This window comes from Paenibacillus sp. UMB4589-SE434 (genome assembly GCF_030226685.1).
Lineage (GTDB): Bacteria > Bacillota > Bacilli > Paenibacillales > Paenibacillaceae > Paenibacillus_B.
Genome location: NZ_JASOYK010000001.1, coordinates 64,234 through 89,823, shown reverse-complemented (window position 1 = coordinate 89,823; position 25,590 = coordinate 64,234). Strand labels below are relative to the sequence as shown.

Genomic DNA, 25,590 nt, shown 5'->3' with positions numbered 1-25,590 from the left:
TTTCTTGCATTCCTCTTCGACGGGCATCTACCTTCATCAGTTATTATGCACGAATATACAAAGATAAAAGTATCAAATCCGTAACAAAACGGCGATAACCGTTCAAAATGTCAACAAAGTGTGGCTATTGGATGATAACTTAACCATTTGGACCTAAATGACGATTTCCTGCATTATTTTCTTCAAATAGGTTCGTCTTGCTGCTAAAAAGTATATGAACTGCATCACAATGAATGCGCAAACAATGGTAGACGCATAACCCATTATATTTTCTAACAGCAAATTACTTAGAGTCTTCATTGCAAACATCGTATGGACACTTCCTACTACACAAGGCAAGAAAAATACCAATCCCACTTGAACATTTACTACACGGCGAATCTCACTTAAAGATAAACCTATACGCGTTAAAGATCGGAAATAGGCTTGATCTTCTTGTAGATCGCTGAATAACTTAAAGTAAATAATACTGCCGCTTGCGATAAAGAACAGCAGACTAATGAAAATACCAATAAAAAAGATGAGCGAAGTTGTCTGGCTAAGCTCGTTGCGATCTTCGATGCGATTGGATACAAAGTGCTGTGAATCAGCAGCAAGCTGCTTCTTCAAATCTTGGACTAAAGGCAGGGCTTCGTTCCCGTCTGTCCAATCAATATTATAAATGATCCTCTTCTCCTCAGCGGGAGCTGTGGACTGCAGCTTTAACATCACATTATCAGGAACAACAAACAATAAATTAGCCGTATACGAAGGCGTCATCACAACCTGCTCTCTTCGTTCAATCACCTTTGCTGTATAGGACTGCGACATACCCTCAACTTTAATGGTCACTTTATCGAGCGCAGCCGACTTCCGATAAGAGCTGTCTGTATATTTGATGTACTCACTTTGATCAATCCAATAAACTCCTGAAGTAATCGGTTTGACTTTTGGAAACTGCTTACTTATCGCAATCTCGTTATACTTGGTGACACCAATCACCGCTGCGCTCTTATTAAAGCTGTACACGTCTTCCACATACGCTAGCAAGATATTGGCTGTGATCGCTGCCGTTATCTGATGTCCATGGCTTTCTACCGTATCTTTGACTTTATTCATAGCCAAAGGGCTGCCTTCTCCATGAATTTGCATTACCGTAAATTGAAACGGATTAAACGCGTCTGCTTTGATCTGCAGCCCTTTATCCACGACAAAAAACGTAGCTGAAGCCGTTAGCACCACCGCACTTAATAAGGTAATCGTATATAATACCCGAGCATTATCCCGAATCCGATAAGTGGCTTGGGTAACGTTTAACAAATTTGTTCCGGTATACAAATACCGCTTGTTATAGGAGAGAAGCTTTACTATAGCTGTACTCCCTTGTGTGTACAGAAAATATGTACCAACAAACGTTAAGCCAATCGTTGGAAAGAAATTCGCAACAATATTCAGCAAGTCGGTATTAAATGCCATGTAATACCCCGAACCAATTAAAACAAGCGATGCGATAAATAACAACCAAGAAAACCTTGGGGGTTTCCTGGTCTGGTTTTCTGCTTTAATCAGTTGAATGATCTGAAGCTTGCCTACTTTACGCAGGGAGAATAGCGTAATAAGCGCAAACAGCAGCAGATAAGCAATGATCGTGATTTGAATCGATGATAATGAGATGTAAAAAGGCAAAGGTGTATCAATTCGCAGCAAATGGGACAGTACCATTAGAAAAAGCTTTAACGTTACTGCTCCGGCAGCCATGCCGCTTGCAATCGCAAGCAAAGAAATAATCATATTTTCATAAATGACCATTCTCCTCATTTGCCATTTGGTCATTCCGAACAATGTAAACAATCCAAATTCCTTCTTACGCGAACGTAAGAACGCCGAACTGGAATATAACACAAAGAAAAAGGAGAACATCATAATCATGAACTGGCATACTACAATGAGACCGCTGATCATCTCTCCACCGCTTACTTTTCCGCTCACAATATCTGGATGATATATAAAAGAAGAATACAAAAAAAATACGGTAACTGAAAAAACACAGCTCAAAAAGTAAGCTGCATAACGGTGCCAGCTCTGTCGAATATTACTGAAAGCGAGCCGTCGGAATGTCATCAAAATTGCCTCCCAATAAACTTAAAGTATCCAATATCTGTTGAAAAAAAGTTTGACGGTTAGTGCCTCGGCGAATTTCAGTGAACAGCTTGCCATCCTTAATAAACAAGATTCGCTTGCAGAAACTAGCCGCAAACGGGTCATGTGTGACAATTAAGATTGTTCGATTCAAATTCTCGTTCAGATCCTGCAAGGCCTTCATCACGTCTTTCGCAGCCTTGGAATCCAAATTACCTGTCAATTCGTCGGCTAACAACAGGGAAGGCTGATGAATGACTGCTCGCGCGATAGCTGTACGCTGCTTCTGTCCACCAGAGATTTCATAGGGGCGTCTATCCAGAATATGATCAATACCAAGCCATTTGACTGTACTCTCGAGCCTTGCTTCGATCTCTTTGATCGGCAGGCGATCCAAAGCTAGCGGTAGTATGATATTTTCTTTAATCGTTAAGGTGTCAATCAAATTAAAATCCTGAAATACGAAGCCAAGCTCATGTCTGCGGAATTTGGCAATCTTGCGATTATTTAATTTGTAAGGGTTCGTACCGTTAATATAAATATTGCCTGACGTTGGCTTGTCTATTGTGGCTAATAGGTTCAGCAGCGTCGTTTTTCCGCTTCCGGAAGGCCCCATTATACCGACAAACTCCCCTGCTTCCACTTGTAAATGTATATCCTGCAACGCTGTATAGGTCATCTTCCCGCGTGTGCCATATACTTTCGTGATCTGTTCTGCACGCAGCAATGGTTCCATGTTGTACCCTCCAATAATAATTTAGAGCTGATTTAATACTGCTTTACATGTTTAGAGAGGCTGCTCACCTTTCTTATTATATCCATACTGCAGCTAAAAAAGGAAAAACGTCTTTCCGCCGGTTCAAGCAGACAAGACGCTCTATGTTGTACTTCCATTATACATACAGCATCTATCCAATATGATGGACGGAAGCCATCTCACATTTTACTTCCTAATTCATTTTGCCAACATCTTGCATATGGTTCATAACCCCAATATTTTAACACAAATACGCTCGGATGGACTATATCCATGGTTCTATTTAAGTGTTCGTGGTGCCTCTTCCTCTAGATGTGCCTGTTGTTTAGATTAACACAAAAAACGAACCTTCTCCTAAGAGGAGCAGGTTCGCTTTTCTGATACGTGCACACAATTATTTGATTATCAACCGAATACAATAGAAACGTTCTGCTCTGGTTACTTGGGAGCCACATAGACACCGCGCTGCAAGCTATCAGATGTAAACCGAATCGTAAACGTTGTACCTTCCTGAATCTTAGAGTTCACCGTTATCGTATGTCCTAGGCGAGCACATACCTGCTTCACTAGATAGAGTCCCATTCCTGTCGCATCACCTTCTTTGCGGCCATTCTCACCTGTAAAGAAAGGATCAAATACGCGTGCAACGTCGTGCTCAGCGATCCCAATTCCTTCATCCTTCACATGCAGCAATATGCCGTATGAAGCCTGCTCGATCTCAAATTGTAAGGACTTCGTCCCAGGCTTATCTTTCGAATATTTGATCGCATTAGTCACTAATTGCGTAATAATAAACTGCAGCCACTTCTCATCGCTCTCCACCTGTATGTCTTCCCCACTAATCTTAGGAAAGATTTGATGGCGAATGAGCGACTTCTTATTCTGGTTGATTACCTGACGAATTGTATGATGAATTGAGATCCGCGATACGTGAAGATCAAGTTCGAACTTCTCCAGGCGGGCCGTCGTCAGCATCATTTCCAATCCGCGAGCCAACCGCTCCACTTCCTCATTTACATTTTGCAGCAAATCTTCCGTCTCAATGATATTCATCGCCGTCGGAGGCTGCTGCGTCAATAAATGCAAGACGGATACAGGCGTTTTCATATGATGAACCCATTGATTCGTAAAATGTACATGCTGCTCACGCTGCTGCCTCATCACAAGCAACTCGTTCATAAATGAACCGTATTGCCGATTGATCAGCTCGTGCATAAGCTTCTGTTCTTCGGTAACCGGGTTCTGCATACAAAGGGTAAAATCGCTGTCTGACGTGTTATCCCAAGCATTATGAAGTTCCTTGTACCAATCACGCTGACGCAAATAATCATAGACGATGCCTAGTGTTAATATAATGACTCCAAGGACAAACACATACACGAGACTCGGGCTCCGAATATACTGACGTCCGATATTCAAGTCAAGATAAATGACGAACAGCGACATCAACAAGGCAAGCAGCCATGCCAAAATCAAGATGGAGCGATCCTTCGCGTACTTCCACAGGGTCATGAAAGAGCACCGTCTTCAGTCCAGGTCTGGAGCAGTCGATATCCTTGGCCACGTACCGTTTCAATAGCTTTCATTACACCGATCTCTTCCATTTTCTTGCGAACGCGAGTGACATTTACAGTTAGCGTGTTATCATCCACAAAATCAACGTCGTCCCACAGCGTCTCCAACAGCGTCTCACGAGAGACAATATGGTCAACACGCTCCATCAAGCTTCCCAGCAGCAAAGCTTCGTTCTTTGTGAGATCAACACGCTTGCCCTGCCACTCCAATATGTTCTTGGACCGATGCAGAGATAGGCCATGGACGACAATCTCTTCACCGTTGCCGGAACCACTGGCCGCATACTCGCCGTATGAACGACGAAGCACACCCTTAATCTTTGCAAGCAGCACGTCAAGATGGAATGGCTTCGTAATAAAGTCATCGCCGCCGTTCTCTATTGCCATCACCTGATCCATCTCACCTGTACGGGCCGACACAAAAATAATAGGTGCATTTGTTACCGATCGGAATTGACGACACCAATAAAACCCATCATAGGATGGCAAATGGATATCCAACAGAATAAGATCTGGCTGGAACTTGACAACCTCTTCCTTTAACAGTTTAAAATTCGTAGGCCTGTTTACTTCATAATCATATTTTTCAAGTGACGACTGCAACATCGAAGCAATCTTGTCATCATCTTCTACGATAAGAATGCGGTACATATAGGTGTTCCCCCATTAACATGTTCATATAGTCTTATTAAATTCAAATCATTCCGTGCTTTCCCATCATAGCACAATCAACATTATACATTCCATATGGAGCCATCAATGGGGAGCAGGAGGAGGTGGGAAGATTGCTCGGCATTATCGCCAGTTTTAGGGTACATATTCAGGCAATTGATAAGATCGATACGGAGGTTGAATAAATGACAAAAATACAAGACCACGAATATACACACATCGCGCAATCCCCCCATTTTCGAGCTCTAATGTACAAAAAGAAACGATTTATTATCCCGGCTACGATCTTTTTTTTGGTGTTTTATTTGGCGCTTCCTCTATTGACCTCATACACGACAATACTAAACCAATCTGCGATCGGCCCGATTAGCTGGGCCTGGATATTTGCCTTCGCCCAGTTCATCATGACATGGACCTTGTGTACCCTATACGTTCGGAAGGCTGCCAAGTTTGACCACATGGTTCGCAAGCTGAGCCGTGAATGGGGAGGTCAGCAATAATGAACACAACACCATTTATACTCTTCTGTCTGATCGTGATGCTGACCATGGTCATTACCTATGTCGCCGCCAGAAAAACCAACTCCGCCTCACAATTTTATACAGCAGGCGGGGAACTCAAAGGATGGCAAAACGGCTTTGCCATTGCAGGCGACTACATGTCGGCCGCCTCATTTCTCGGGATCGCAGGTTCTATTGCACTTGTCGGCTTTGATGGATTTTTCTATTCCATCGGTTTTCTCGTTGCTTATCTTGTTGTGTTATACCTTGTCGCAGAACCGCTGCGTAATCTGGGCAAATACACGTTAGCCGATATGATTGCAGCGCGCTTTAACAATAATAAGATTCGAGGCATTGCCGCCTTAAATACGGTCACCATCTCCACCTTTTATATGATTGCCCAGCTTGTCGGAGCAGGTGCGTTAATCAAGCTACTGCTTGGTATCGATTATGTATGGTCGGTTGTTATTGTAGGTCTATTAATGACCTTGTACGTGGTCTTCGGCGGCATGCATGCCACCTCATGGGTGCAGATTATTAAAGCGATTCTCCTGATGGGCGGCACTTTGCTGCTGTCAATTATCGTATTTTCCAAATTTAACTTCAGTCTTACGGAGATGTTTCACCAGATGAAATCAGCCACACCTTTAGGTGACGCCTTCCTCAACCCAGGCAATAAATATAAGAACCCTCTGGACACCATCTCGCTTAATCTCGGTCTTGTCCTTGGCACGGCAGGTCTGCCGCATATTCTAATTCGCTTCTTTACGGTAAAAGATGCACCTACAGCTCGCACATCCGTTGTTTATGCAACTTGGTTAATCGGAATATTTTACGTGATGACTATTTTTCTAGGATTTGGCGCTGCTGCCTTTGTTGGCACAGATGCCATTATCGGTGCGGATAAGGGTGGCAATATGGCGGCCCCTTTACTAGCGAAGGCGCTTGGCGGTGATTTCTTCTTTGCATTAATCTCGGCGGTTGCTTTCGCAACGATACTAGCCGTAGTTACTGGACTCGTCTTATCCGCTGCCTCCGCATTTGCACATGACTTCTATAACCATATTGTCCGCAAGGGAAAAGCAAGCGAGAAAGAGCAAATGTCAGCAGCACGCTGTGCTTCAATTGGCGTTGCTGTTCTCTCCATCGCACTGGCGCTGCTTGCATCGAAGCTTAACGTCGCCTTTCTCGTTGGCTTGGCGTTTGCCGTTGCTGCAAGTGCAAATTTGCCTGTCATTTTGTTTACGATTATGTGGCGTCGGTTTAACACGACTGGGGCCGTGACCGGTATGCTCACTGGCTTGATCTCAGCTATTGTGCTGGTGGCCATCAGCCCAAGTGTTTGGGGCCCTGCGGGAAAAGCCATTTTCACCGGTGATCCACTCATCAGTTTAACGAATCCAGGCATCATATCCATACCGTTAGGGTTTATTGGAGCATGGCTCGGCACAATGCTATCTTCACGACCAGTGACATCTGATGCCAAGTTTGATGAAGTAGTCGTCAAAGCTCATACAGGTATTCATATGTAATGCTATCTAGCAATCCATTCCAATTAGCTGCATAAACAGCATAAGCACCTTCCGTCCCAAGCTTGAGCTCGGTGGTAACGGAAGGTGCTGTTTTGGGCATAATTCATATCATTTTTATGTCTTAAATCCGACCTTCTAGTTTAAAGGAATCGAGGAAACAGTACATTATTTTCAAGATGTACATGTTCAAACGTCATCGCTTCCAACTCTTCGAGCCTTGCGTATGTGACGCGATAGGTTGTACAGGCATGTTCAGGAACAGTAAAATCGGAAGTGGCCTCCCTGATTTGTCTTAACAGCTCGCCTGCTGCACTGTGCTCGGACTCCAATTTAGCGATTGCTTCTGCCACATGGGCAAGCTCATCATTCGCTGTTCCCATCTCCTCAGCCTGAATAAGTGCCGGAAACTGTTCGGCTTCTTCGTTGGCGGTATGGGTTTCAAGCTCTGCACGAAGTTCCCCAAATAATCGGTGCATTTCCTGCAAATGTGGTTGTTCTGCCCCGTGGACATGATACACCCGTGCAACGTTAGCTGCAATCATGGGCAGCTGTTCTTCCAAATAACGATGATGCTTATTCACAATATAATCAATTAATGATCTGGAGGACATGTACTTCCAATCCACTCCTGTATATACAGCAGGAGCCTCGTCATATTGAGTCTGCAATTGTTGAATGATCGAGGCAGGGTCTAATTGACGTGAAGCTGCTGCCTCAGCAAGTGGACGATTGCCGCCACAGCAAAAATCGATTTTTAATTTTTTAAACATATCGCTAGCCGCAGGATATGAAAGCACAATATCCCGCACCATCATTTGATCATGAAATTTCATAATAATAGCCTCCTATCGAACTGTTCTTCTCATGCATCTAGTGAAAGAATCTCACAGATTTAGAATAGAACAATCGGCTGGAGGCCATTGTGATTGTACGCACTTATGATGTGACCAATTCAGGAAGCCTGAATCAATTCGAATTCGGCTCTTCAAAGGCCAGCAGAACGCCGCCTTCACCGGCATATGTACCGATCACCGGTCCCATGTTGACGAATAGCACATTTTCAAATGGATATTTCTCTAACAGTGTATTCAGAAATTCCTTTGCGCGCTCTTCACAATTGGAATGGGCCAACGCGATCCAATTGCGGTCGGCATGATGCCATGCCTCACCAACCTTCTCGATCATTCGCTTGAGCGCTCGCTGCGTACCCCGGATCTTCTCCATCGTCTCAATAACACCGTCTTCGTTCGCTCGCATTAATACTTTAATGTTCAGCATAGAAGCCACTGTTCCTTTAAGTCGGTTCAGGCGTCCGCCACGAATCGCGTTCTCTAGTGTATCCAATGTAAAATAAGTCCTCGTCTGCTGTACGCACTGCTTGATCGCTTCATTCATGTCGGTCAGGCTCTTGCCGGCCTTAGCCATTAGAGCTGCACGGACTGCCAGCAATCCTAATCCCATAGAAGCCGTCTTGGTATCGATGACCTCTACTCTGTTCGTGTGCCCGTCTTCCTCGTACATCGACTTTGCCATTACAGCATGGTTATAGGTACTGCTTAATTGCGAAGTTAAGCACAAAACCAAAATGTCTTTGTCAGCATCCAATGATTTATACATATTATAAAAGTCACCAGGCGATGGGCTTGAAGTTTTAGGTAATTCTTCCTCATTACGCATGCGTTCATAGAACACTGCCGAATCCATGTCTGAAGTATGAATATCCTGCCCAAATCGAACGTAGAGCGGGACAACGTTAATTCCGAATTGGCTGGCGATCTCTGGAGTCAAATCGGAGCTTCCGTCTGTGATGATATGAATGGTCATGTCATTCTCCTGTCTATCTTATTGTTGACTACACCGTCTCTGTCCGTTCTATTATACGGAGCATGTAACCTATTGACAACGGCTAAAAGAAGGCAGACCGAGCTTATTCGACAATAATGTGACATATGTATGATGAAAACGGCAAAATCTATCTATTCAATGACTATATAAGCATCGTACCTATTACAATCGATACTCCGATAATAATCGAACGCAGCAACTGTGCCACAGCCATATTGCCCTTTGCAATCTCCTCGCATACTCGAAATTGAGGCAGCAGCAGATCCACAAGTACATACAACAGACATAAGATAACAATCCCAATGGCCGACCACATCAGCATCATGAGCCATGAATCTGTACTAAAGGATACCATCGCAACGATAATACATAACCCCAACAGTTTACTCCCCATATAAATGCCTGCTGCTTCATTTCCTTTACTAATTTCCTGCTGATCGTTAAATTTGGTTAACCTACTGAACACAAACGCACCGACGCTTAAAATAACAGCAATGACAACCACGCCAATCGCAACGTTTCCTAGATCAACTATAAATGACTTCAATTTGACTCCCCCTCTTCTATCTGCTCCTTATTTATCATCAAATGGGAGTTTTTCTGGATTGCAGCTGGACAGAATCTAGCCAGATCACCGGTTATGCGTCCCCCAACTCTTGGCAGCAATCCGCCATATATTCCACCAGGAACATATACCCCCGTTAACAAATATCCGCTTAACTGGTTCCCCGTTGATTCCATATGTACCGCTTCCATCGGCACATATGCCTGATATACTTTGGGCTGATCTGCATAATATCGCTGGTCATCGTTATCCTCAATATAAGCTTCGGATGGAATAGAAGCTTGCTTAGTTACACGCTCATCCTGAATTTCCTCGCATGCGCCATTTGCATCATATATAGCTGTGCCTTTCCCTTCTCTGCCCCAGATGCTCTTCGCTACATATGAACTTCCCATGGCCCTAAATGGCTCCGGGTTCAAATACGTAGGCGGAATATATCGTTCGATGATATCACGCTCCCATGATGTCAAAATAGGCGTGGACATCGTGCTGCTTAATTCATCGTGATGCTCATGAAGTGCCCATATGAGCGCCATCATTGCTTTACTTTGGAGCAAGATGGACTGCAAAGGGTTCATGACGGCAAGTTGTTTGCTTACGGTAAGCGCAAGTACAGCCCTGCCAATCGGAAATCCGTCCTCGGACTCATCTGTCATTAAATACTCTAGTGGATATAACCTGTACCATATCCCTACTTTATTGTCATTCGCATATAAGCCTTCACCTGGCACTACACGGAGATCTTCAAGCGCACAGAACTCGGCTTCCCACCCCGCTTGCTGTACAAGCTTAAGCAGATACATGGTATTTGCCCGATCTTCTGCATGATCTCGATATGCACTAAATACGATGGAACCCGAATATCCTTGCTCCCTATAATGCTGAAGCAGCTTTACCAACACTTGCTGCAGCTGACTGGATAACTCATTGGATGGATTCAATAGCCGCTGGCCTGCTCCCATGCTCCCCCACAAACGATTGCTTTCTTGAATCAGCTCTTCTGCCAAATAAGCAGCCTCTGGAATACCGGTCGGCGTATCCGCATTGTTCTCAATGCATTTCCAGCCTTGCGGGCCTTTTATCCAATCTTGCCTGCTGATTCCACTAATGGGCTCGGATTGTCTTGCGGCTTCCACCAACTGCATGGGAATTCCAAGCTGCTGCACAAGTGTTATATCAGGCAGTTCATGCTGTACGAATCGCATTACCCGTTCGTATACAGAGTGAACATGTTCAGATGCCTGACGCAGCTCCATAACCTCCGTTTCATCATAGAGTATGGCCTCAGTCATACAATAGGGCTGATCATACATGCGAACATAAGGTACGACGTGCAGTCTTGTATCTGTAAATGCTTCTTTGTCTCCGAGCGGGAGCTTTATGGTGTGGCGAATACGATTCACTTGTTGTTCCATTGTTATTATCCTCCGCTGGAATGACCGCTGCTACCAATACCTGAATAAGTGGAGTGACTGCTTTTATAACTGTTATAAAATGAAGTCCCTGTCTTTGCTGAACTTTTCTTGGACGAGTAACCTCGGGTATGATACCAGCTAGAATGACTGCTGCTGCCATCGTCGTCACAGTCCCAGTTGCCTTTGCTCGTCTGCCGCTCATAGACACATTCATCATAGGCGCTCGGATTATTATCATCACATGCTGTCGTTGTTAACGGCATACAGACCATTAATGCATAGGCAAGCCGCTTCTTCATCGTTGCGGTGCGTTCGCTTGAACCTGTCAGCCCCTTTTGTTCCGACAGCTTGGCTTCGTTATTCATTTGCTCTCCCCGTTTCGTCTTCCTCATAGCAACTGCTTTTCCCCTTAATTCAATCTCTCGACAAACAGCAACAATTTATTTCGATCTGCGTCAAGCACTGTCATTAAACTCTCTACCTCCATGTTTTGCCAATACATATAGTGATCCAGCATAACTAACGCAGCTTGAAGCGGCTCTGATGGTCGTTCTGTGCCTGCATGTTGAAACGTATTCTGAACGCGATCATATACGTACCAGACCATTTCAAATGGATCGGCCACATCACATTTAGTATGAAAAATGGTATGCTTCACCGCGTTTGCAACATCAGGTGCCAACTGACCTTTGTATGCACGAACGTAAATGATAGCCTGACCATATTGATCTGTCTCATGTGACGTATGCTCCCACAATCGGTTTCTGAGCACGGTTGCATCTGCAAGCTTGCAAATAAACAAATAATCCCGCGACACGCTCCAGTTAGACAACTCGCCTCGTTCCAGCTGTGCTTCCTCATCCCATTCTACATAACGGAGAGCCAACTTTGACGAATTCACCCTAGCCAATCCCCCTTGTACTTCCCTTTAATTTAGGTCACAACGAAACATATATACGAGCAAAAAGGTTCATCGTTGCTCAATCGTTGTAAATAATTTTATAATATGTAGTGATGCACATTGTAAATAATGATTCGACTCACAAGGAGACCTTAAATGCAGCGACTTTTACAGTTCCCCAAAGAACAATGTCCTTTCCAATACAGAAATCAAATTGTCGAGCTCATGCGTCAAGAGTGGCCCGCCGCTTTCGACGGGCGAGATGACCATATGGAGTGGGTACATCAAGTCGACACAAACCCCACTTCATTTCTGCTCACCGAAGATGATATCGTAATCAGTTACCTTGCTGTCCCTTGGAAACAAGTTATACATAAAGGGGAACGATATAAAGCATATGCGCTCAGCGAGGTCGTGACGAACCCTGCCTATCGTAATCAAGGGTATGGCCTACGGCTCATCCGGGAAGCGATGTCATTTATTCATAGCAGCCAAGCTGACATCAGTATATTTACATGCAAGCCTGAACTGATTGATTTTTATACACAAGGCGGCTGGAACTTCATAAAAGGTACTCATCTGATTGGCGGCACACGTCATAAGCCTTTTCGCAGTGATGTATTAGGGCTGTCCACTATGATAAGTATTATCTCTGACAAAGCTCGTCGGAATCAGTTAGACTTTACGAACGCTGACATTTATCTGGAGCTTGGAGAACAATTGCTGTGGTAATGTACTCTTTATGCGTATGAGGGTCTTCCTATATCGACAGATAGCCTAACAATAACTCAATCCCCACCCGAAAAAAGCCTGCCATCAGTTCATGTCTGATGACAGGCTTTAATCTTGTCCATTCATGTGCATTAGGCTAAGCCTTAATGACATCATGGTCTACGTAACGGGTGCCGTTCAGCTCGCTGATTACATTAATCGCAACCTTTGCCCCATCACCAGCAGTAATAATCGTGTGCATGCTGACACCTGCAATTGTACCAGCTGCCCATACATGCTCCATGCTGCTGCGTCCTTCGATATCGACATCAATAATCGTCTTCACCCGTGGTTCTGTTCCCGGAACTGTACGAATACCGCTGGCTTCCGCAATATCGATTCCGAATCCAGCTGCGATGATGACATGCTTCGTCACATAGGTCTGTCCGCTTTCTGTCCTGACAATAACACCTTCACTAGACGAGTCAACAGCAATTGCTTTGTCTCTCACGAGCAAGGCACCGAACTTGGCCGCTTGCTCTTGACCAACCTTGAGCAGTTCAGGTCCTGACGTCTCTCTTACACCATATTGATTGGCGATCCAAGCACGCTTAGTCAATCCGCTGTCATTGTCAATGATTACAGTCTGCTTGCCTGCCTTAGCAGTGAATAGCGCCGCACTGCCGCCTGCTGGTCCTGCCCCAATGATTACCACATCCAACATCGTATCCATTCCTTTCGACTAGAAAGATGAATTCATGTTAACCATTCACCGGGTTACTCACATTTGAATCAGATTCATCGCAGTAAGGGTACGAGGCATCAGGCAGATTATCCACCCATGACTCAGCCCAAAACTGGATTGCTTCCATGACAGGCTGTAAAGCAAGTCCCTTGTCAGTTAAGGCGTATTCAATACGTACAGGAGTCTCCGGATATACATTGCGGGTGACTATTCCAGAATATTCTAGATCCTTCATCCGCTCGCTAAGCATCTTGTCACTCATCGTTGGAATGAGAGAGGAGATATCCTTGAAGCGCTTAGGTCCACTTAACAGGCCCTTGATGAGCAGGCCGTTCCAACGCTTTCCTAATATACAAAATGCAGCTTCAAATCGCGGACACATTCCCGAGTGGTCATTATCCATTCGTTATCCCTCCTTATACAACTTACAAAATGTAAGTATATAGATTTTACCATATCCCTTCTAAAAAAGAAACCGTCTTCGTGATGTTCATTTCATTTTTGATATTTCCCGTTATTACCGCTAAAATAGATCATATACGTACGTTATATAAAGGAGTCGAGCCTATTGAACTCATCCCCATATCAATCATCTCAGAGTGCTGATCCAGCCCGCTCTACATTGCGGCGCCCACGTATTACGGTTATTGGCAGTTTAAATATGGATCTTGTAACAGTTACCGATATCATTCCCCAGGCAGGTGAGACTGTACAGGGTAAGAAATTTGGTACGTTTTGCGGTGGAAAAGGTGCCAATCAAGCAGTAGCTGCAGCCCGTCTAGGTGCAGAAGTGCATATGATTGGATGTATAGGTGATGACAGCTTCGGCATAGAGATGCTGGCTAATTTAAAGCGTGAGGACATCCATTGTGATGGAGTGTCCACGATCTCAAATGTATCTTCTGGCATCGCTGCGATTACTATTGCCGATGGAGACAACCGGATTATCGTCGTACCGGGTGCAAATGAGGCCGTCACAACCGAGCTTGTCACCCTTCACACCAAGCTTATTGCTGAATCTGACCTCGTCGTCCTGCAGTTGGAAATTCCTTTGGAATCCGTACGTACGGCTATCGACATCGCCAATCGTCATCATGTACCTGTCATGCTGAATCCAGCGCCAGCCGTTCAATTGGACCCCCTTCTCATAGACAAAATCAGTTGGGTTACCCCGAATGAGCACGAACTGGAACTTATGCTGGGCGATTCTGCATTCGTGCAAGTTCAAACGAGCCAGGATGAATCCGATTCACCAGAGAAGAATCCAGTACAGACGGATGACTTCTACCGCCGTATGCTGCAGCAATTACCAGGAAAAGTCATTATGACAAAAGGAAGTGAAGGCGCTTACTGGTGCAGTGCAGATGGGTCTGTTCACCACAGTCCTGGCCGTCAGGTAACGGTAGCGGATACGACTGGCGCCGGTGATACCTTTAACGGAGCACTGGCCGTTGCACTTGCTGAGAAACGGCCAACAGAAGCAGCAATCGCTTGGGCTGTTGCAGCTGGTGCGTTATCTGTGACTCGTTTTGGTGCGCAAAGCGGTATGCCGACACGTGAGCAATTAGATCACTGGTTATCGCCCATTACATCAGGATAACCTTCATTTTCAAGTCATAATTTAGGTTAATTTTAGGCTCATTCTGACGATTTTAGCACAATTCCGATAGAATGAGTCTATTTATTTCCAAATGATCCCTAGAAACCTCTTGCCCTTGCGCTACCGATAGAATAAAATGAAATCGGTATAACTTTTTTAGCATCTATCCCACTAACGGCAGGAGAAGAGGCAATGGCTACTATTTATGATATTGCGAGGCTGGCTAACGTATCGGCGATGACAGTATCACGAGTCATTAACAACACCGGAAGAGTCAGCGAGAAAACACGAGTCAAAGTGAAGCAGGTAATGGAAGAGATGCATTACATCCCCAACTCCGTTGCGAGATGCCTTGTTACACAGGAAAGTAAAGTGTTATCCCTCCTCATTACCGATATTACCAACCCCTTCTTTACAACGATAGCTCGCGGCGCTGAAGATGCTGCACTCAAGCATGGCTATCGACTCATGTTCGGCAACAGCGACGAGAACCTGCTCAAAGAACGTCAATATGTAGAAATGATCCTTTCCATGCGGGTAGACGGTGTACTGTTCGCGCCAAGCAATGATATGTCATTTGATCATTTACAGTGGCTTGAACGTCAAAACGTTCCATTTGTTCTGCTTGATCGGGAAGTTCCAGGAATCGTTTGTGACACCGTGCTGGGAGACAGTCGCGCGGGAGCGAAGCAGCTTGTAAGAGAAATGATTCGCCAAGGGCATACTCGAATTGGACTTGTTAACGGTCTGGAACATGTATCAACAGCTCGTGAACGCCGCGCTGGCTACGAAGACGCACTTCGCGAAGCAGGACTTCCAATTGACGAGAAGCATATCGTTACAGCTAGCTATATCAAGGACAAGCAGGATCTTATTTTAAACGATTGGTTTGAACGTACACCTGAAGAACGCCCCACGGCTATATTTGCAGCAAATAATATGCTTGCGTTAACCGTTTTCCGTGAAGCGCGCGAACGCGGGCTGCGAGTACCCGAAGATATGTCCATTGCCTGCTTCGACGACCTCGGCACGGTAGAGAACATGAATTCTTTCTATTCTGTCGCCTCCCAACCGGCCTACGATTTCGGCCAGATCGGTATTCAGCTTCTGTTAGATCGAATCCGCAACCGGAATCAAGCACCGAAACTTGTCAAGCTCCCATGCGAGATCAAACACGGCGGCTCAGTCATTCCTTATGAGCCTACTCCTGTAGCGGCCAGCTCCATGTAATGATACGGGGTGATAGCGTGACATTACCCTCATCATGATGATCACCCTGTATGCATCGAACGGCCTCCGCAGAGCTCCCCTCGAGCATGTAAGCAGCATTTATTCGAGTACATTCAACTATTCCACATTTATCCGAATCTATTTTCCGTGTCTGTTCGTAGTTTGCGGTAATCGCTATCATCTAATCAAAGAGCAGTTGGTATATCCCTAACGCAGAAGGTATTCCGTACACAAAAAAAAGCCCCATGAGACGTCGCAGACAAGATCGATCGCCAAATGGGCCTATAAGGGAATGTGAATGTTTATATCATCGTTCTCCATTGAAACGGTGCTTCTATCGGCAGAAAGATAAAGAGAAAGTGATATAAACATCCTGATGGGATGGGTATTAGAGCAATGAGCGTAACGGGTGCTCATGACATTTGCAATGGATAATCTCCAGCAATCATCCATTCCATGGAAACCCCTGCCTGATTACCAGTGTACATGTCGTTCGTATCCCACGCCATTGCTTCTGCTTACAGCTTGCTTACAAAGTTGTAAGTCGTCCTGATGAAGCAGCTAACCTTTTACAGAACCTGCTGCCATCCCTTTCATCACCTGTTCCTGGAACATAAGATATACGATTATCGTTGGCAATGATGCCATCGCTAAAGCCGCCATCGTTAGCCGGAAATCGGTTGAGTAGCCTGTTGCAAACACGGACAAGCTTAGTGGAAGCGTCTTCAAATTCGGATCATTAATAAACACAAGCGCAAATGCAAAGTCGTTCCAGAATCGCAGGAAGCCCAGAATAGCAACTGTCGATAGTGCTGGCAGCGTCACTGGCAAAATAATTCGGGTAAAGATACCCAGATACCCCGATCCATCTACCAATGCTGCCTCTTCCATTTCTTTTGGAATATTGGTTAGATAAGCAAGGACGATAAAGACGGCAATCGGAAGTTCAAAAGCAGTATAGGGCAGCACAAGCGCTGCATGTGTATCCAGCAATCCCATCTTATTCATCATAATGAACAAGGGGACAAGGGTGCTGTGAACAGGAATAAGCATGCCCAGCAGGAGCATTCCCGTTAACAGACGTTTCCCGCGGAATGTAAATCTGGACAAAATATAGGCCGTCAGAGCACCGAGCAGCAAAGTTAATACTAACGCCAAGAACGTAACCCACAAAGAGTTCAGTGCTGCTTTCCCCATACCAGATACTTCCCACGCACGGACGAAGTTGTCCCAATTCCAGGAAGTAGGCAATGAGAAAGGACTTGCATAAAATTCTGCATTCGTCTTAAACGCACTCATGTACATCCATAACAGTGGGTACAACGTTAATAACGCGTATACGCCAAGTACAGCATTTCGCAATAACTGCTTCCATCTGGGCACGCCTTGCTGCTTTGCACGAATTGATCTATTTCTATGGGCTGCAGTAGTCGTGTTCACTGGATCCACTCCTCTCCGTTGTATGTTCACGCTGCATCAGGTATGGTTGCGGCGGCGAATAAGCAGTTGGGACCCGGCAATAAGTATTAAGCTAATAATAATAATAAGGGTCGATACCGCGCTGCCGTACCCGTAACGGAACACATTAAATGTACTATTGTACATATAAGAAGCTAGCAGCTCCGTTGCGTGTGCTGGTCCGCCATTTGTCATGACGTAGATCAGATCAAATGCCTTCAGACTGCCTGAAATACATAGTACAATGGTCACTTTGATCGTATCCCATATCATAGGCAGCGTAACGGATATCAACTTCCGTGTTCCTGAGGCGCCATCCATTGCGGCTGCATCGTCCAGCTCGCTCGGTATGCTGCTGAGAGCAGCAAGGAACATAATAAGATAAGGACCGATAAAATTCCATATTATCGGGATCGCAATCATCCACATTGCAATTGCAGGGTCAGACAACCACGCTTTTTTCCATTCGCCTAAGCCAACCATGTCAAGCAAACCGTTGAGAAGACCAATTTGCGGATGATAAATCGTGCTCCAGATGATTCCGATGACGACTGAGGAGAGTACCATCGGCATAAAAACGGATGCGCGCACGAAGCGTTGGAACCAGGTGCCTTTGCGCAGCAGCAGTGCCAGCAGCAATGCAATAGGAACCTGGCCAAATACCGAGGCAACAACAACAATCAGATTGTTTTTAAGCGATAGCCAGAAGATGTTGTCACCAAGCGCCTCCGTAAAATTGCCGAAGCCGATAAAGCGAGCTTCACCGATACCTTTCCAATCGAAAAAACCGTAGTATGCCGACCAGAACACAGGCACAATGACAAACACTGTATAAATTATGATCGACGGAAGAAGACCGAACGTGACAAAGGCACGCTTGGCAGTAAACGTTCGCATCGTGATCCTCCCTTCTCAAAGACGAAAACCTATGCCCTGCCCATGCTTATGCTTATTCAGGCAGCAGGGCATAGCCATCGTCTAAGCAGAACAGCGTTGAGCGCTCTCCATCATACTTACTTTTGAATGGACTTGGCCTGCGCATCCTGTATTTTCTGTGCAATATCCTGTGCTTTTCCACCCATCAGCAGTTCTTGCAATCCGTTGTTAACTGCATCAGCTCCTGCACTAGATAAAATGGCATCGTATACAGGCGTCCGCTGTACCGAGTTCATCAATTTGTACACTTTGGCGAATAACGAGGACACTTTGCTCTCATCCAATTCAACCTTGTAACTGACTAATTGATTCGCTTCCAACGTACGTTTTTGAGCGTCCGGTCCTGACATAGCCAAGATTAACTCATGGGCCGCTTCTTTTTTCTTGCCTTCGACCTTTTTGCTTAGGCCAAGACCTACTCCGACTACACCAGAAGTTGTGTTGGGGTCACCCTTTCCACCAGGAACGGATGGCAGTACAGTTGCACCCATTTGATCCAGCACTTCTTTAGGGGCATTAGCAGACAAATTCGTTAACGCCCAGCCACCATCGATCATCATCGCTGCCTGCCCTTGTACAAACATCATTTCCATCTGTGTGTTGTCAATACTGTTGAAACCTTCTTGGAAAGCACCTGCCTGCTGTAATTGTTGAAGCAATTCCAATGCCTTAACGAATTCGGGGTCTGTGAATTTAGCACCGTCCTGCGCGGCAGCCTTTATGAACCATTCGCTTCCCGTCACTCGATCGCCAAGCGATGATATAATGCTGGATTGTGCGAGCCAAGCTGCTTTATTCCCCAGTGCAATAGGTGTAACCTTGTTAGACTTAAAGCTCTCGACAGCTTTAATCAATTCATCCCATGTCTTAGGTACTTGCAATTGGTGTTTATCAAAAATGGCTTGATTGTAATATAAGATTGACGTCGGTGATAAACCCATCGGCGCACTGTAAATCTGATTGTCTATCGTAAAACCGTCAAACGAGCCTGGTAAGAAGCCACTTTTCCAATCCGCTTTGCTGTCAAGCAATTCATTTATCGGCTGCAGTAAATCTCCACCCTGGAATTCCTTTGTCATCGTTCCCGGCCACATTAGAAATACATCTGGCATCTCATTTGCCGCAGCTACTGTTTTAAGTCTTGCTTTGTAGCCGTCTGGCGGAATCGCCTGAATATTTAGATCAATATTCGGATGGTCGTTCTTGAAATTGTCCACAATCTCACGCATTGTTCTTGCACGAAGGTCATCTCCTGTAAAGTTATGCCACAAGGAAAGTGCTACTTTCTCTTCCTTGCCAGAACCACCATCACTCGTTCCCTTTCCTGTATTCTGACTACCCGAACAAGCAGTAAATACAGATACAGCTACCATCATGACCAATACGAGCAGCAATGATTTGCGCATGAGGACCCCTCCTGATCTCATTATGTAATGTTCCGTTCACATGTAACTGAGGAACTATCCTTAGTATAAGTAAGCGTTTACCATCAGCGTGAGGGAAAATCTTCAGCTTATAGCGGGAACTTATTCAGCTTTTCCCTCCCCTATATTCGGATGGTGTGCATCCTGTATGCTTCTTAAATAGCTGTGAGAAATATTTAACATCCTCATATCCCACGCTTCGACCTATATCCGCAACTTTAGCTCCTGATTCCTTCAGCAGCGTACCCGCTCTTTCCATTCGAGCCTGAGTGACAAACTCGATATAATTCATCCCGGTCTCTACTTTGAACCGTTCACTTAGATGATGTGGATGAATATGTACCTCCTTTGCCACATGCTGCAGCGTTAAGGTTCCATCCGCATGTTCTCGTATATAATGCATAGCTCGGGTAACGATCGAGCCTGCTGTCTGATCCGCCAGATCGCGGTAGTATTGTAATACTTCTTGCAATTGGATGAAAATAGCCCGTTCCCACTGCATACGGTCAGCTCCTGCTGCAGACACCAGAGCGTCCGCTCGCCACACAATTGGTTGCAGTGACATCGACAATGAATCCGCATATTTCTCCAGCCATCTTCTAGTCCCCGTTACGATGGAATGAATATACGCCATCACTGATTCTGGTGTTGCACGCGGCTCATTCAACAGTTTACTTATATGAGTAGTAACCCACTGTCGCAGCAGATCTGGATTCCCGCCCTTGATACAATGCACACACCCCGCTTCATCTTCGGCACTGATTAATACAGGATAACCATCACGTTGTTGAATCTCATGAATATTCATGGCACGTTTGTCAGCAGACACTAGTCTAAAGTCAGCAGCACGCTGCGCCTCTTGTGATGAAATATATACACGGGACGGATACAGACTGGCGCTGCCTATCCCCGCAAATAAGCGGCATTTCAAGTGCTGTTCCACATGCTTGCAAATATGCTCCCAGTCCCGTGCCCAGCCATGCTGCGCCTCATAACAAACAACAATAAGCCGGCTTTCGGCACGCAGCACCGCACAGCACAAACAGTCCTTAAGCATATTCTCAACTGCAAATAACAACAATTGCTCCTGTCCGTTGTCCCAGCCATCCGCTCGAACAACAGCCACCTCATAAGCAGGGAATAACCCCCGCAGTGTTTCATCCTCATGCTCGCTAATCATTTCCCCGGAAATACCTTGCATTTGTCCCCTACCTTTAAGCAGAGTAACAGCTGCCAATTCAGCCTCCTGTGAAGATAGAGTACCGCTCAGCCACATGCGCAAAAGTTGGTCGCGATAAGAAGATTCTTTCTTCGCTTGTTCTGCCAACTGCTGCCGCCGGATCAAAATTCGCTCTTTCGCCTGAAGTGCTGCTCGAATGATATCATCAGGCCGACTTGTTTTTAGTAAATAATCGCTAACGCCCTCTCTTAAAGCTTGTTGGGCATAACTAAAATTATCGTAGCCCGTATACACAATCGTTTCCGTATCTGGACTCTTAGATCGGATAAATGCTGCGAGTGTCAAACCATCCAACCCATTCATACGAATGTCTGTAAGAACCAACTGCGGCAGCTCCTGTTCAATAACAGGCATCGCGTCTTCCGCAGATCCGCAGAGTGGAAGCAGCTCAAAGCCAAGCTCCTGCCATGGAATAACCTTAGCCAATCCTGTCCGGATAATAACTTCGTCATCAACAATTAGCGCTTTCATCGTCTTACCTCCTCGTTCTACTTCAACATCATTCAATTTCTATACTCATTGTTTTTCTAAGAAGCGTTCAACTGAGACTCCGTCCAATTGCTCAACAAGTAAAGTGTTATGACGGTCCCTTCGCCTAGTTTACTGTCAACATGCAGCTGTGCTCGTTCTCCGTAATGCAGCAGCAGTCGTTTCTGGACATTATATAGTCCATATCCTCCCTGCGGCTTCATTTGTGCCGGACAAGCACTCGCTTCTTGTCCAATAGTCGAACACAAAGCGGCCTTATCATCGAACCGGTAGCGGGTTAATCGTTCGCGAAGCGAATGGAGTTCCATTTCCGTCATGCCAACCCCGTTGTCACAAACACGCAGCCGAATCCAGCCAGGCTCTGGCGTTTCCGCTTCTATGGTCAGCAGGCCCGGCTGAACCGCTTTATTTTTGAGCAGGCCGTGGATGATTGAATTCTCCACAAGGGGCTGCAGCAGCAATTTGAGCATCTGATTGCTCATCAATTCGTCAGGAAAATAAGTTTCTACCGTAAATCGATCAGGATATCGAATCGACTGAATGTATAAATAATTTCGAATGTGTTCCAGTTCCTGTTGAACCGTACACATCTGCATGCCACGATTCAAGCTGAACCGCAGAAAATCACCCAGTGCGCCTACCATATTGGCAATTTGATCGTTGCTGCTCATCCAGGCCATCCATTGAACCGAAGACAAAGTATTATATAGAAAATGAGGTTGGATCTGCGCTTGCAGCGCCTGCAAATCGGCTTCAATCTTGGCGGCTTCATTCCGCTTCACCTGCTCGGTCAATTGACCGATATTTTCGTTCAACAAATTATAACTGGAAATTAGGGTTCCGATTTCGTCCTCTGACTCTACAGGCAATGGACGATATGCTCGCTCAAGAGATACAGCTGGCAAATGCCTCGCAAGTCTAATAAGCGGCTTGGTCACTCGACGAACAAAATAGCCTACCGCACATGCCATGATCACGACTGCCAATATGACTGCGACTGCCGTTAATTGCAAGACATAACGATTTTGTGCGCTAAATGTATGATGCGGGATAGCCAAATACGCTTCCCACGGTACAAGCGGCACGGGAGCAGCAATAACAACCTGATTGTCTTCTCCCTCACCAACGCTATTCAATCGTTCTGACTCCTGGTTGTTATTCGTTTTATCGGTCACTATTTTAACAAATGAAGGGGTAATAGAGGTTGAACTTGCTGCAATGGTATGCCCTTCAGCATCCTGAACCAGCATGACGGCTCCATCTACAGCAGCATCACGCAGGCGTTGGGCAATAACAGCTGTATCAATTCCAATCGACAGCATGCCAATCGTTTTAAAGGTATTCATGTCGCGAATCGGACGAACAAGGGAAACCGTTTGTTTTATGCCTGAGCTGGTGGCCGTTGTCAATGGAGGAGACCACCACTTTGTATTCTTATGCCAAAATTCAGGTTCTGTATGGACTTGTTGAAATAACGTAGATTGGAGAATCGTAGTATTGGTCAGTTCTGGATTTCCGTTAAAAGGTATGATGCGGATATCGGATATGTAGGGCTTGGAAAAGGCAAGATTCGTCAGAAATCCGATCATCCGTAAATATTCGGAAGCTCCTGACCTCTCTCGTGTTAAATAAGATTGAACTTCCTGTTGCCCGATTAGAAACACAGACATATTCTCAACATCTTGCACCATTGTTTCGATGATAGCATTAACTTGCCGGAGTGTATTAACGCCTGTAAGCTTGGCCTTCTCTTCCGTAATGGTGGATGCTGTGTGATAAGACACCATTCCTAGCAAGATGACGGGCACCATGGTGGCGATAACTAACACAAAGGTCAGCTTTCGGTGCAGTGAGCGCGTTAACCATCTCAACATGTGATAGCTCATCCTTTCTATCCTCTCTTTCGGCCCATTATAGCATCTAAAATTTTTGTTTGATCAACAAACTTTTTGTTTGACTACATAACGACATATGCTAAAATGAAAGCAATATCATTTCCAACACCATTTGATTATAACGATAAGTTGCGATGGGAGGAACTATGGAATCTGTTAAAGATGAACTGCCTTTTCTACAAGCACTTGTGAAAGGCATCGCTTCGCAATTTGGAGAAAACTGCGAGGTGGTGCTCCATGATCTGACTCTGCCCTATGATCAGACGATCGTAGCCATTGAGAATGGCCATGTAACAGGCAGATCCGTCGGCGGTCCCGGGACAAATCTGGGTCTGGAATTGCTGAGAGGATCAACAGAAGATGGCAATAAGCTGAATTATGTCACGCAGACGAAAGATGGCCGCTTACTTCGCTCTACTTCGCTGTATATGCGTAATCAAGAGGACAAGATCATTGGTTCGCTCTGCATGAATTTTGATATCACCGAGTTAACGATGGCAGAGCATGCGCTTCGTTCCATCACGATGAGCGGATTGCAGGCAGAGGTGCGCGAATCATTTGTCACAAATGTTAACGATCTGCTGGATGCCCTGCTGCAAGAAGCACAGGAGACTGTGGCGAAGCCTGTCGCTGTAATGACAAAAGATGACAAGATGAGAATGATTGGTTTGCTCGATCAGAAAGGCGCATTTCTGATCAAAAAATCCAGTGAAAAGATCTGTACCTATCTGGGAATTTCCAAATACACGCTGTACAGCTATCTTGATGAGTCTAAAAATACGATAAACACGGAGGATTAGACGAATGACGGAACAAATGCAGACCTACGGGCAATTAGTTGGAAATGACTCACCGCCCCTGGATATTCCCGAAGCCGAGACACCTTACGTCCTAGTGGATGAACGACGCGTGGATCGTAATCTCGATACAATGGCTGAAGCCGCTAAGCGGTGCGGCGTGTCGCTCCGACCCCACATCAAGACTCACAAGATGCCCTATTTCGCACAAAAGCAGGTCGATCGTGGGGCTGTCGGTATTACAGTCGCTAAAGTATCTGAAGCTGAAGTTATGGTGCGATCCGGAATCAAAGATGTCTTTATTGCTTATCCCATCGTCGTGCCTTCTAAGATCAGAAGGATCATTGCGTTAACAGAGCAGGCCCGAGTCATTGTTGGTGTGGATAGTCAGGAGGGTGCTGCCATCCTTGAGCAGGTAGCCGGAGAAGCGGAGACCACGCTGGAGGTTCGGCTGGAAGTAGATACCGGACTTCGACGCTCGGGTGTCAGAGCCTCCGATCTAGCTGCGGTTGCATCGTTTATCGGTGCGTGTACGCATCTGCGCTTGACAGGTATTTATACGTTCCGTGGCGCCATGCTTAATGGCGAAGCCACCGATGATCTGAAAGCCGCAGGCTTGGAAGAAGGCCAGATCATGGTCAAGCATGCCGAGACATTACGTGAAGCCGGTCATGACATCCGTGATGTAAGCGTCGGCTCCTCACCGACTGGCATTTATGCGGCGGCAGTTGAAGGTGTAACGGAGATTCGACCGGGCACCTACATTTTTAACGATCGTATGCAATTTCATTTTCGAGTTGCAGCACAGCGTGATTGCGCAGCTCTCATCGTAGCTACAGTGGTCAGCTGTCCGCATCCTGATTTGATCGTCATTGACGGTGGAAGCAAGGCCTTTGCCACTGACGTACAACCGAATACCGCCCCACTCTATATGAAGGGCTTTGGTCATATTTTAGAAAGTCCGGAAGCCATACTCGAACGACTGTCAGAGGAGCATGGTGTCATTCGTCTGAAAGAAGGTCACACTTTCCAAATCGGTGATCGGCTGCACATCATACCGAACCATATTTGCAGTTCGCTTAATTTGTATAATTCGTTGTGGCTAGTTGGTACTCAGCCGCCCCGTCAACTCGAAATAAGCGCCAGAGGACACAGTTGGTAGCTGCTATATTCAACTGCCTCTGAT

At 45.6% G+C, this 25,590-nt stretch carries 23 protein-coding genes and 1 pseudogene; 7 read left to right on the top strand and 17 right to left on the bottom strand.

Translation table 11 applies throughout. From position 1 onward, the window contains the following. Positions 1-153: 153 nt before the first annotated feature. The 4 genes from QP775_RS00385 to QP775_RS00370 all read right to left on the bottom strand — a co-directional run bounded on the left by QP775_RS00385 (position 154) and on the right by QP775_RS00370 (position 5,100). Positions 154-2,100, bottom strand: a complete 1,947-nt coding sequence (locus tag QP775_RS00385; protein ID WP_285102745.1) for an ABC transporter permease — start codon at positions 2,098-2,100, stop codon at positions 154-156. Further along, a complete protein-coding gene (locus QP775_RS00380; RefSeq protein ID WP_239326996.1) occupies positions 2,072-2,854 on the bottom strand; it encodes an ABC transporter ATP-binding protein in 783 nt (260 codons plus the stop codon). Before QP775_RS00380 ends, QP775_RS00385 begins: the two co-directional genes overlap by 29 nt. Positions 2,855-3,313: 459 nt before the next feature. Then, on the bottom strand, positions 3,314-4,387 hold the full coding sequence (locus QP775_RS00375; protein WP_285102743.1) for a sensor histidine kinase: 1,074 nt from the start codon (positions 4,385-4,387) through the stop codon (positions 3,314-3,316). Beyond that, complete coding sequence (locus QP775_RS00370) at positions 4,384-5,100, bottom strand: response regulator transcription factor (protein ID WP_239326992.1); 717 nt, start codon at positions 5,098-5,100, stop codon at positions 4,384-4,386. The genes QP775_RS00375 and QP775_RS00370 overlap by 4 nt, the downstream gene beginning before the upstream one ends. Positions 5,101-5,306: 206 nt before the next feature. Here QP775_RS00370 and QP775_RS00365 point away from each other — a divergent pair, with 206 nt between their 5' ends. Together QP775_RS00365 and QP775_RS00360 are read left to right on the top strand one after the other, a co-directional pair. Further along, positions 5,307-5,621, top strand: a complete 315-nt coding sequence (locus QP775_RS00365) for a DUF485 domain-containing protein (protein ID WP_239326990.1) — start codon at positions 5,307-5,309, stop codon at positions 5,619-5,621. Then, a complete protein-coding gene (locus tag QP775_RS00360; protein WP_285102739.1) occupies positions 5,621-7,153 on the top strand; it encodes a solute symporter family protein in 1,533 nt (510 codons plus the stop codon). The genes QP775_RS00365 and QP775_RS00360 overlap by 1 nt, the downstream gene beginning before the upstream one ends. A 140-nt stretch (positions 7,154-7,293) precedes the next feature. Here the strand turns inward: QP775_RS00360 and ric are convergent, their stop codons facing one another. The 6 genes from ric to QP775_RS00330 all read right to left on the bottom strand — a co-directional run bounded on the left by ric (position 7,294) and on the right by QP775_RS00330 (position 11,879). Continuing rightward, positions 7,294-7,986: an iron-sulfur cluster repair di-iron protein gene (gene ric / locus QP775_RS00355; protein ID WP_285102737.1), complete on the bottom strand. Its 693-nt coding sequence runs from the start codon at positions 7,984-7,986 to the stop codon at positions 7,294-7,296. A 133-nt stretch (positions 7,987-8,119) separates the two neighbouring features. Then, complete coding sequence (locus tag QP775_RS00350; RefSeq protein WP_239326984.1) at positions 8,120-8,977, bottom strand: DegV family protein; 858 nt, start codon at positions 8,975-8,977, stop codon at positions 8,120-8,122. Between the two features lie 163 nt (positions 8,978-9,140). After that, complete coding sequence (locus QP775_RS00345; protein ID WP_239326982.1) at positions 9,141-9,545, bottom strand: DUF350 domain-containing protein; 405 nt, start codon at positions 9,543-9,545, stop codon at positions 9,141-9,143. After that, positions 9,542-10,978 (bottom strand): glutathionylspermidine synthase family protein, encoded by a 1,437-nt coding sequence (locus QP775_RS00340; RefSeq protein WP_285102733.1) that lies wholly within the window; start codon positions 10,976-10,978, stop codon positions 9,542-9,544. The genes QP775_RS00345 and QP775_RS00340 overlap by 4 nt, the downstream gene beginning before the upstream one ends. Positions 10,979-10,983: 5 nt before the next feature. Beyond that, on the bottom strand, positions 10,984-11,370 hold the full coding sequence (locus QP775_RS00335) for a hypothetical protein (RefSeq protein ID WP_239326978.1): 387 nt from the start codon (positions 11,368-11,370) through the stop codon (positions 10,984-10,986). A gap of 17 nt (positions 11,371-11,387) precedes the next feature. Next, positions 11,388-11,879, bottom strand: coding sequence for a hypothetical protein (locus QP775_RS00330; RefSeq protein WP_239326976.1), 492 nt, complete (start codon positions 11,877-11,879; stop codon positions 11,388-11,390). Positions 11,880-12,035: 156 nt separating this feature from the next. On the opposite strand from QP775_RS00330, the gene QP775_RS00325 reads away from it, so the two are divergent. Then, positions 12,036-12,611 (top strand): GNAT family N-acetyltransferase, encoded by a 576-nt coding sequence (locus QP775_RS00325; RefSeq protein ID WP_285102731.1) that lies wholly within the window; start codon positions 12,036-12,038, stop codon positions 12,609-12,611. A gap of 136 nt (positions 12,612-12,747) precedes the next feature. Here QP775_RS00325 and QP775_RS00320 read toward each other — a convergent pair whose 3' ends face one another. Together QP775_RS00320 and QP775_RS00315 are read right to left on the bottom strand one after the other, a co-directional pair. After that, positions 12,748-13,314, bottom strand: coding sequence for an FAD-dependent oxidoreductase (locus tag QP775_RS00320; protein ID WP_239326972.1), 567 nt, complete (start codon positions 13,312-13,314; stop codon positions 12,748-12,750). 112 nt (positions 13,315-13,426) lie between these two features. Then, positions 13,427-13,738: pseudogene (locus QP775_RS00315) on the bottom strand (winged helix-turn-helix transcriptional regulator); the annotation flags it as partial. Positions 13,739-13,957: 219 nt separating this feature from the next. Between QP775_RS00315 and rbsK the strand changes: the two are divergent. Together rbsK and QP775_RS00305 are read left to right on the top strand one after the other, a co-directional pair. Next, entirely contained in the window at positions 13,958-14,935 is a 978-nt protein-coding gene (gene rbsK / locus QP775_RS00310) for a ribokinase (RefSeq protein ID WP_285105642.1), read from the top strand. Between the two features lie 192 nt (positions 14,936-15,127). Beyond that, complete coding sequence (locus tag QP775_RS00305; RefSeq protein ID WP_239326969.1) at positions 15,128-16,165, top strand: LacI family DNA-binding transcriptional regulator; 1,038 nt, start codon at positions 15,128-15,130, stop codon at positions 16,163-16,165. Between the two features lie 561 nt (positions 16,166-16,726). Here the strand turns inward: QP775_RS00305 and QP775_RS00300 are convergent. From QP775_RS00300 to QP775_RS00280, 5 genes are all read right to left on the bottom strand, one after another. Then, positions 16,727-17,569 carry a carbohydrate ABC transporter permease gene (locus tag QP775_RS00300; RefSeq protein WP_285105639.1) on the bottom strand — a complete coding sequence of 281 codons (843 nt, stop codon included), beginning with the start codon at positions 17,567-17,569 and terminating at the stop codon, positions 16,727-16,729. Between the two features lie 72 nt (positions 17,570-17,641). Beyond that, on the bottom strand, positions 17,642-18,520 hold the full coding sequence (locus QP775_RS00295; RefSeq protein ID WP_285102727.1) for a carbohydrate ABC transporter permease: 879 nt from the start codon (positions 18,518-18,520) through the stop codon (positions 17,642-17,644). Between the two features lie 116 nt (positions 18,521-18,636). Next, complete coding sequence (locus QP775_RS00290; RefSeq protein ID WP_285102725.1) at positions 18,637-19,965, bottom strand: extracellular solute-binding protein; 1,329 nt, start codon at positions 19,963-19,965, stop codon at positions 18,637-18,639. Positions 19,966-20,089: 124 nt separating this feature from the next. Beyond that, on the bottom strand, positions 20,090-21,694 hold the full coding sequence (locus QP775_RS00285) for a helix-turn-helix domain-containing protein (RefSeq protein ID WP_285102723.1): 1,605 nt from the start codon (positions 21,692-21,694) through the stop codon (positions 20,090-20,092). Between the two features lie 56 nt (positions 21,695-21,750). Continuing rightward, complete coding sequence (locus QP775_RS00280; protein ID WP_285102721.1) at positions 21,751-23,586, bottom strand: sensor histidine kinase; 1,836 nt, start codon at positions 23,584-23,586, stop codon at positions 21,751-21,753. Between the two features lie 167 nt (positions 23,587-23,753). Between QP775_RS00280 and QP775_RS00275 the strand changes: the two genes are divergently transcribed. Further along, complete coding sequence (locus tag QP775_RS00275; protein WP_239326964.1) at positions 23,754-24,407, top strand: helix-turn-helix transcriptional regulator; 654 nt, start codon at positions 23,754-23,756, stop codon at positions 24,405-24,407. A 4-nt stretch (positions 24,408-24,411) separates the two neighbouring features. Next, on the top strand, positions 24,412-25,566 hold the full coding sequence (locus QP775_RS00270; RefSeq protein WP_285102718.1) for an alanine racemase: 1,155 nt from the start codon (positions 24,412-24,414) through the stop codon (positions 25,564-25,566). The last annotated feature ends 24 nt before the right edge of the window (positions 25,567-25,590 follow it).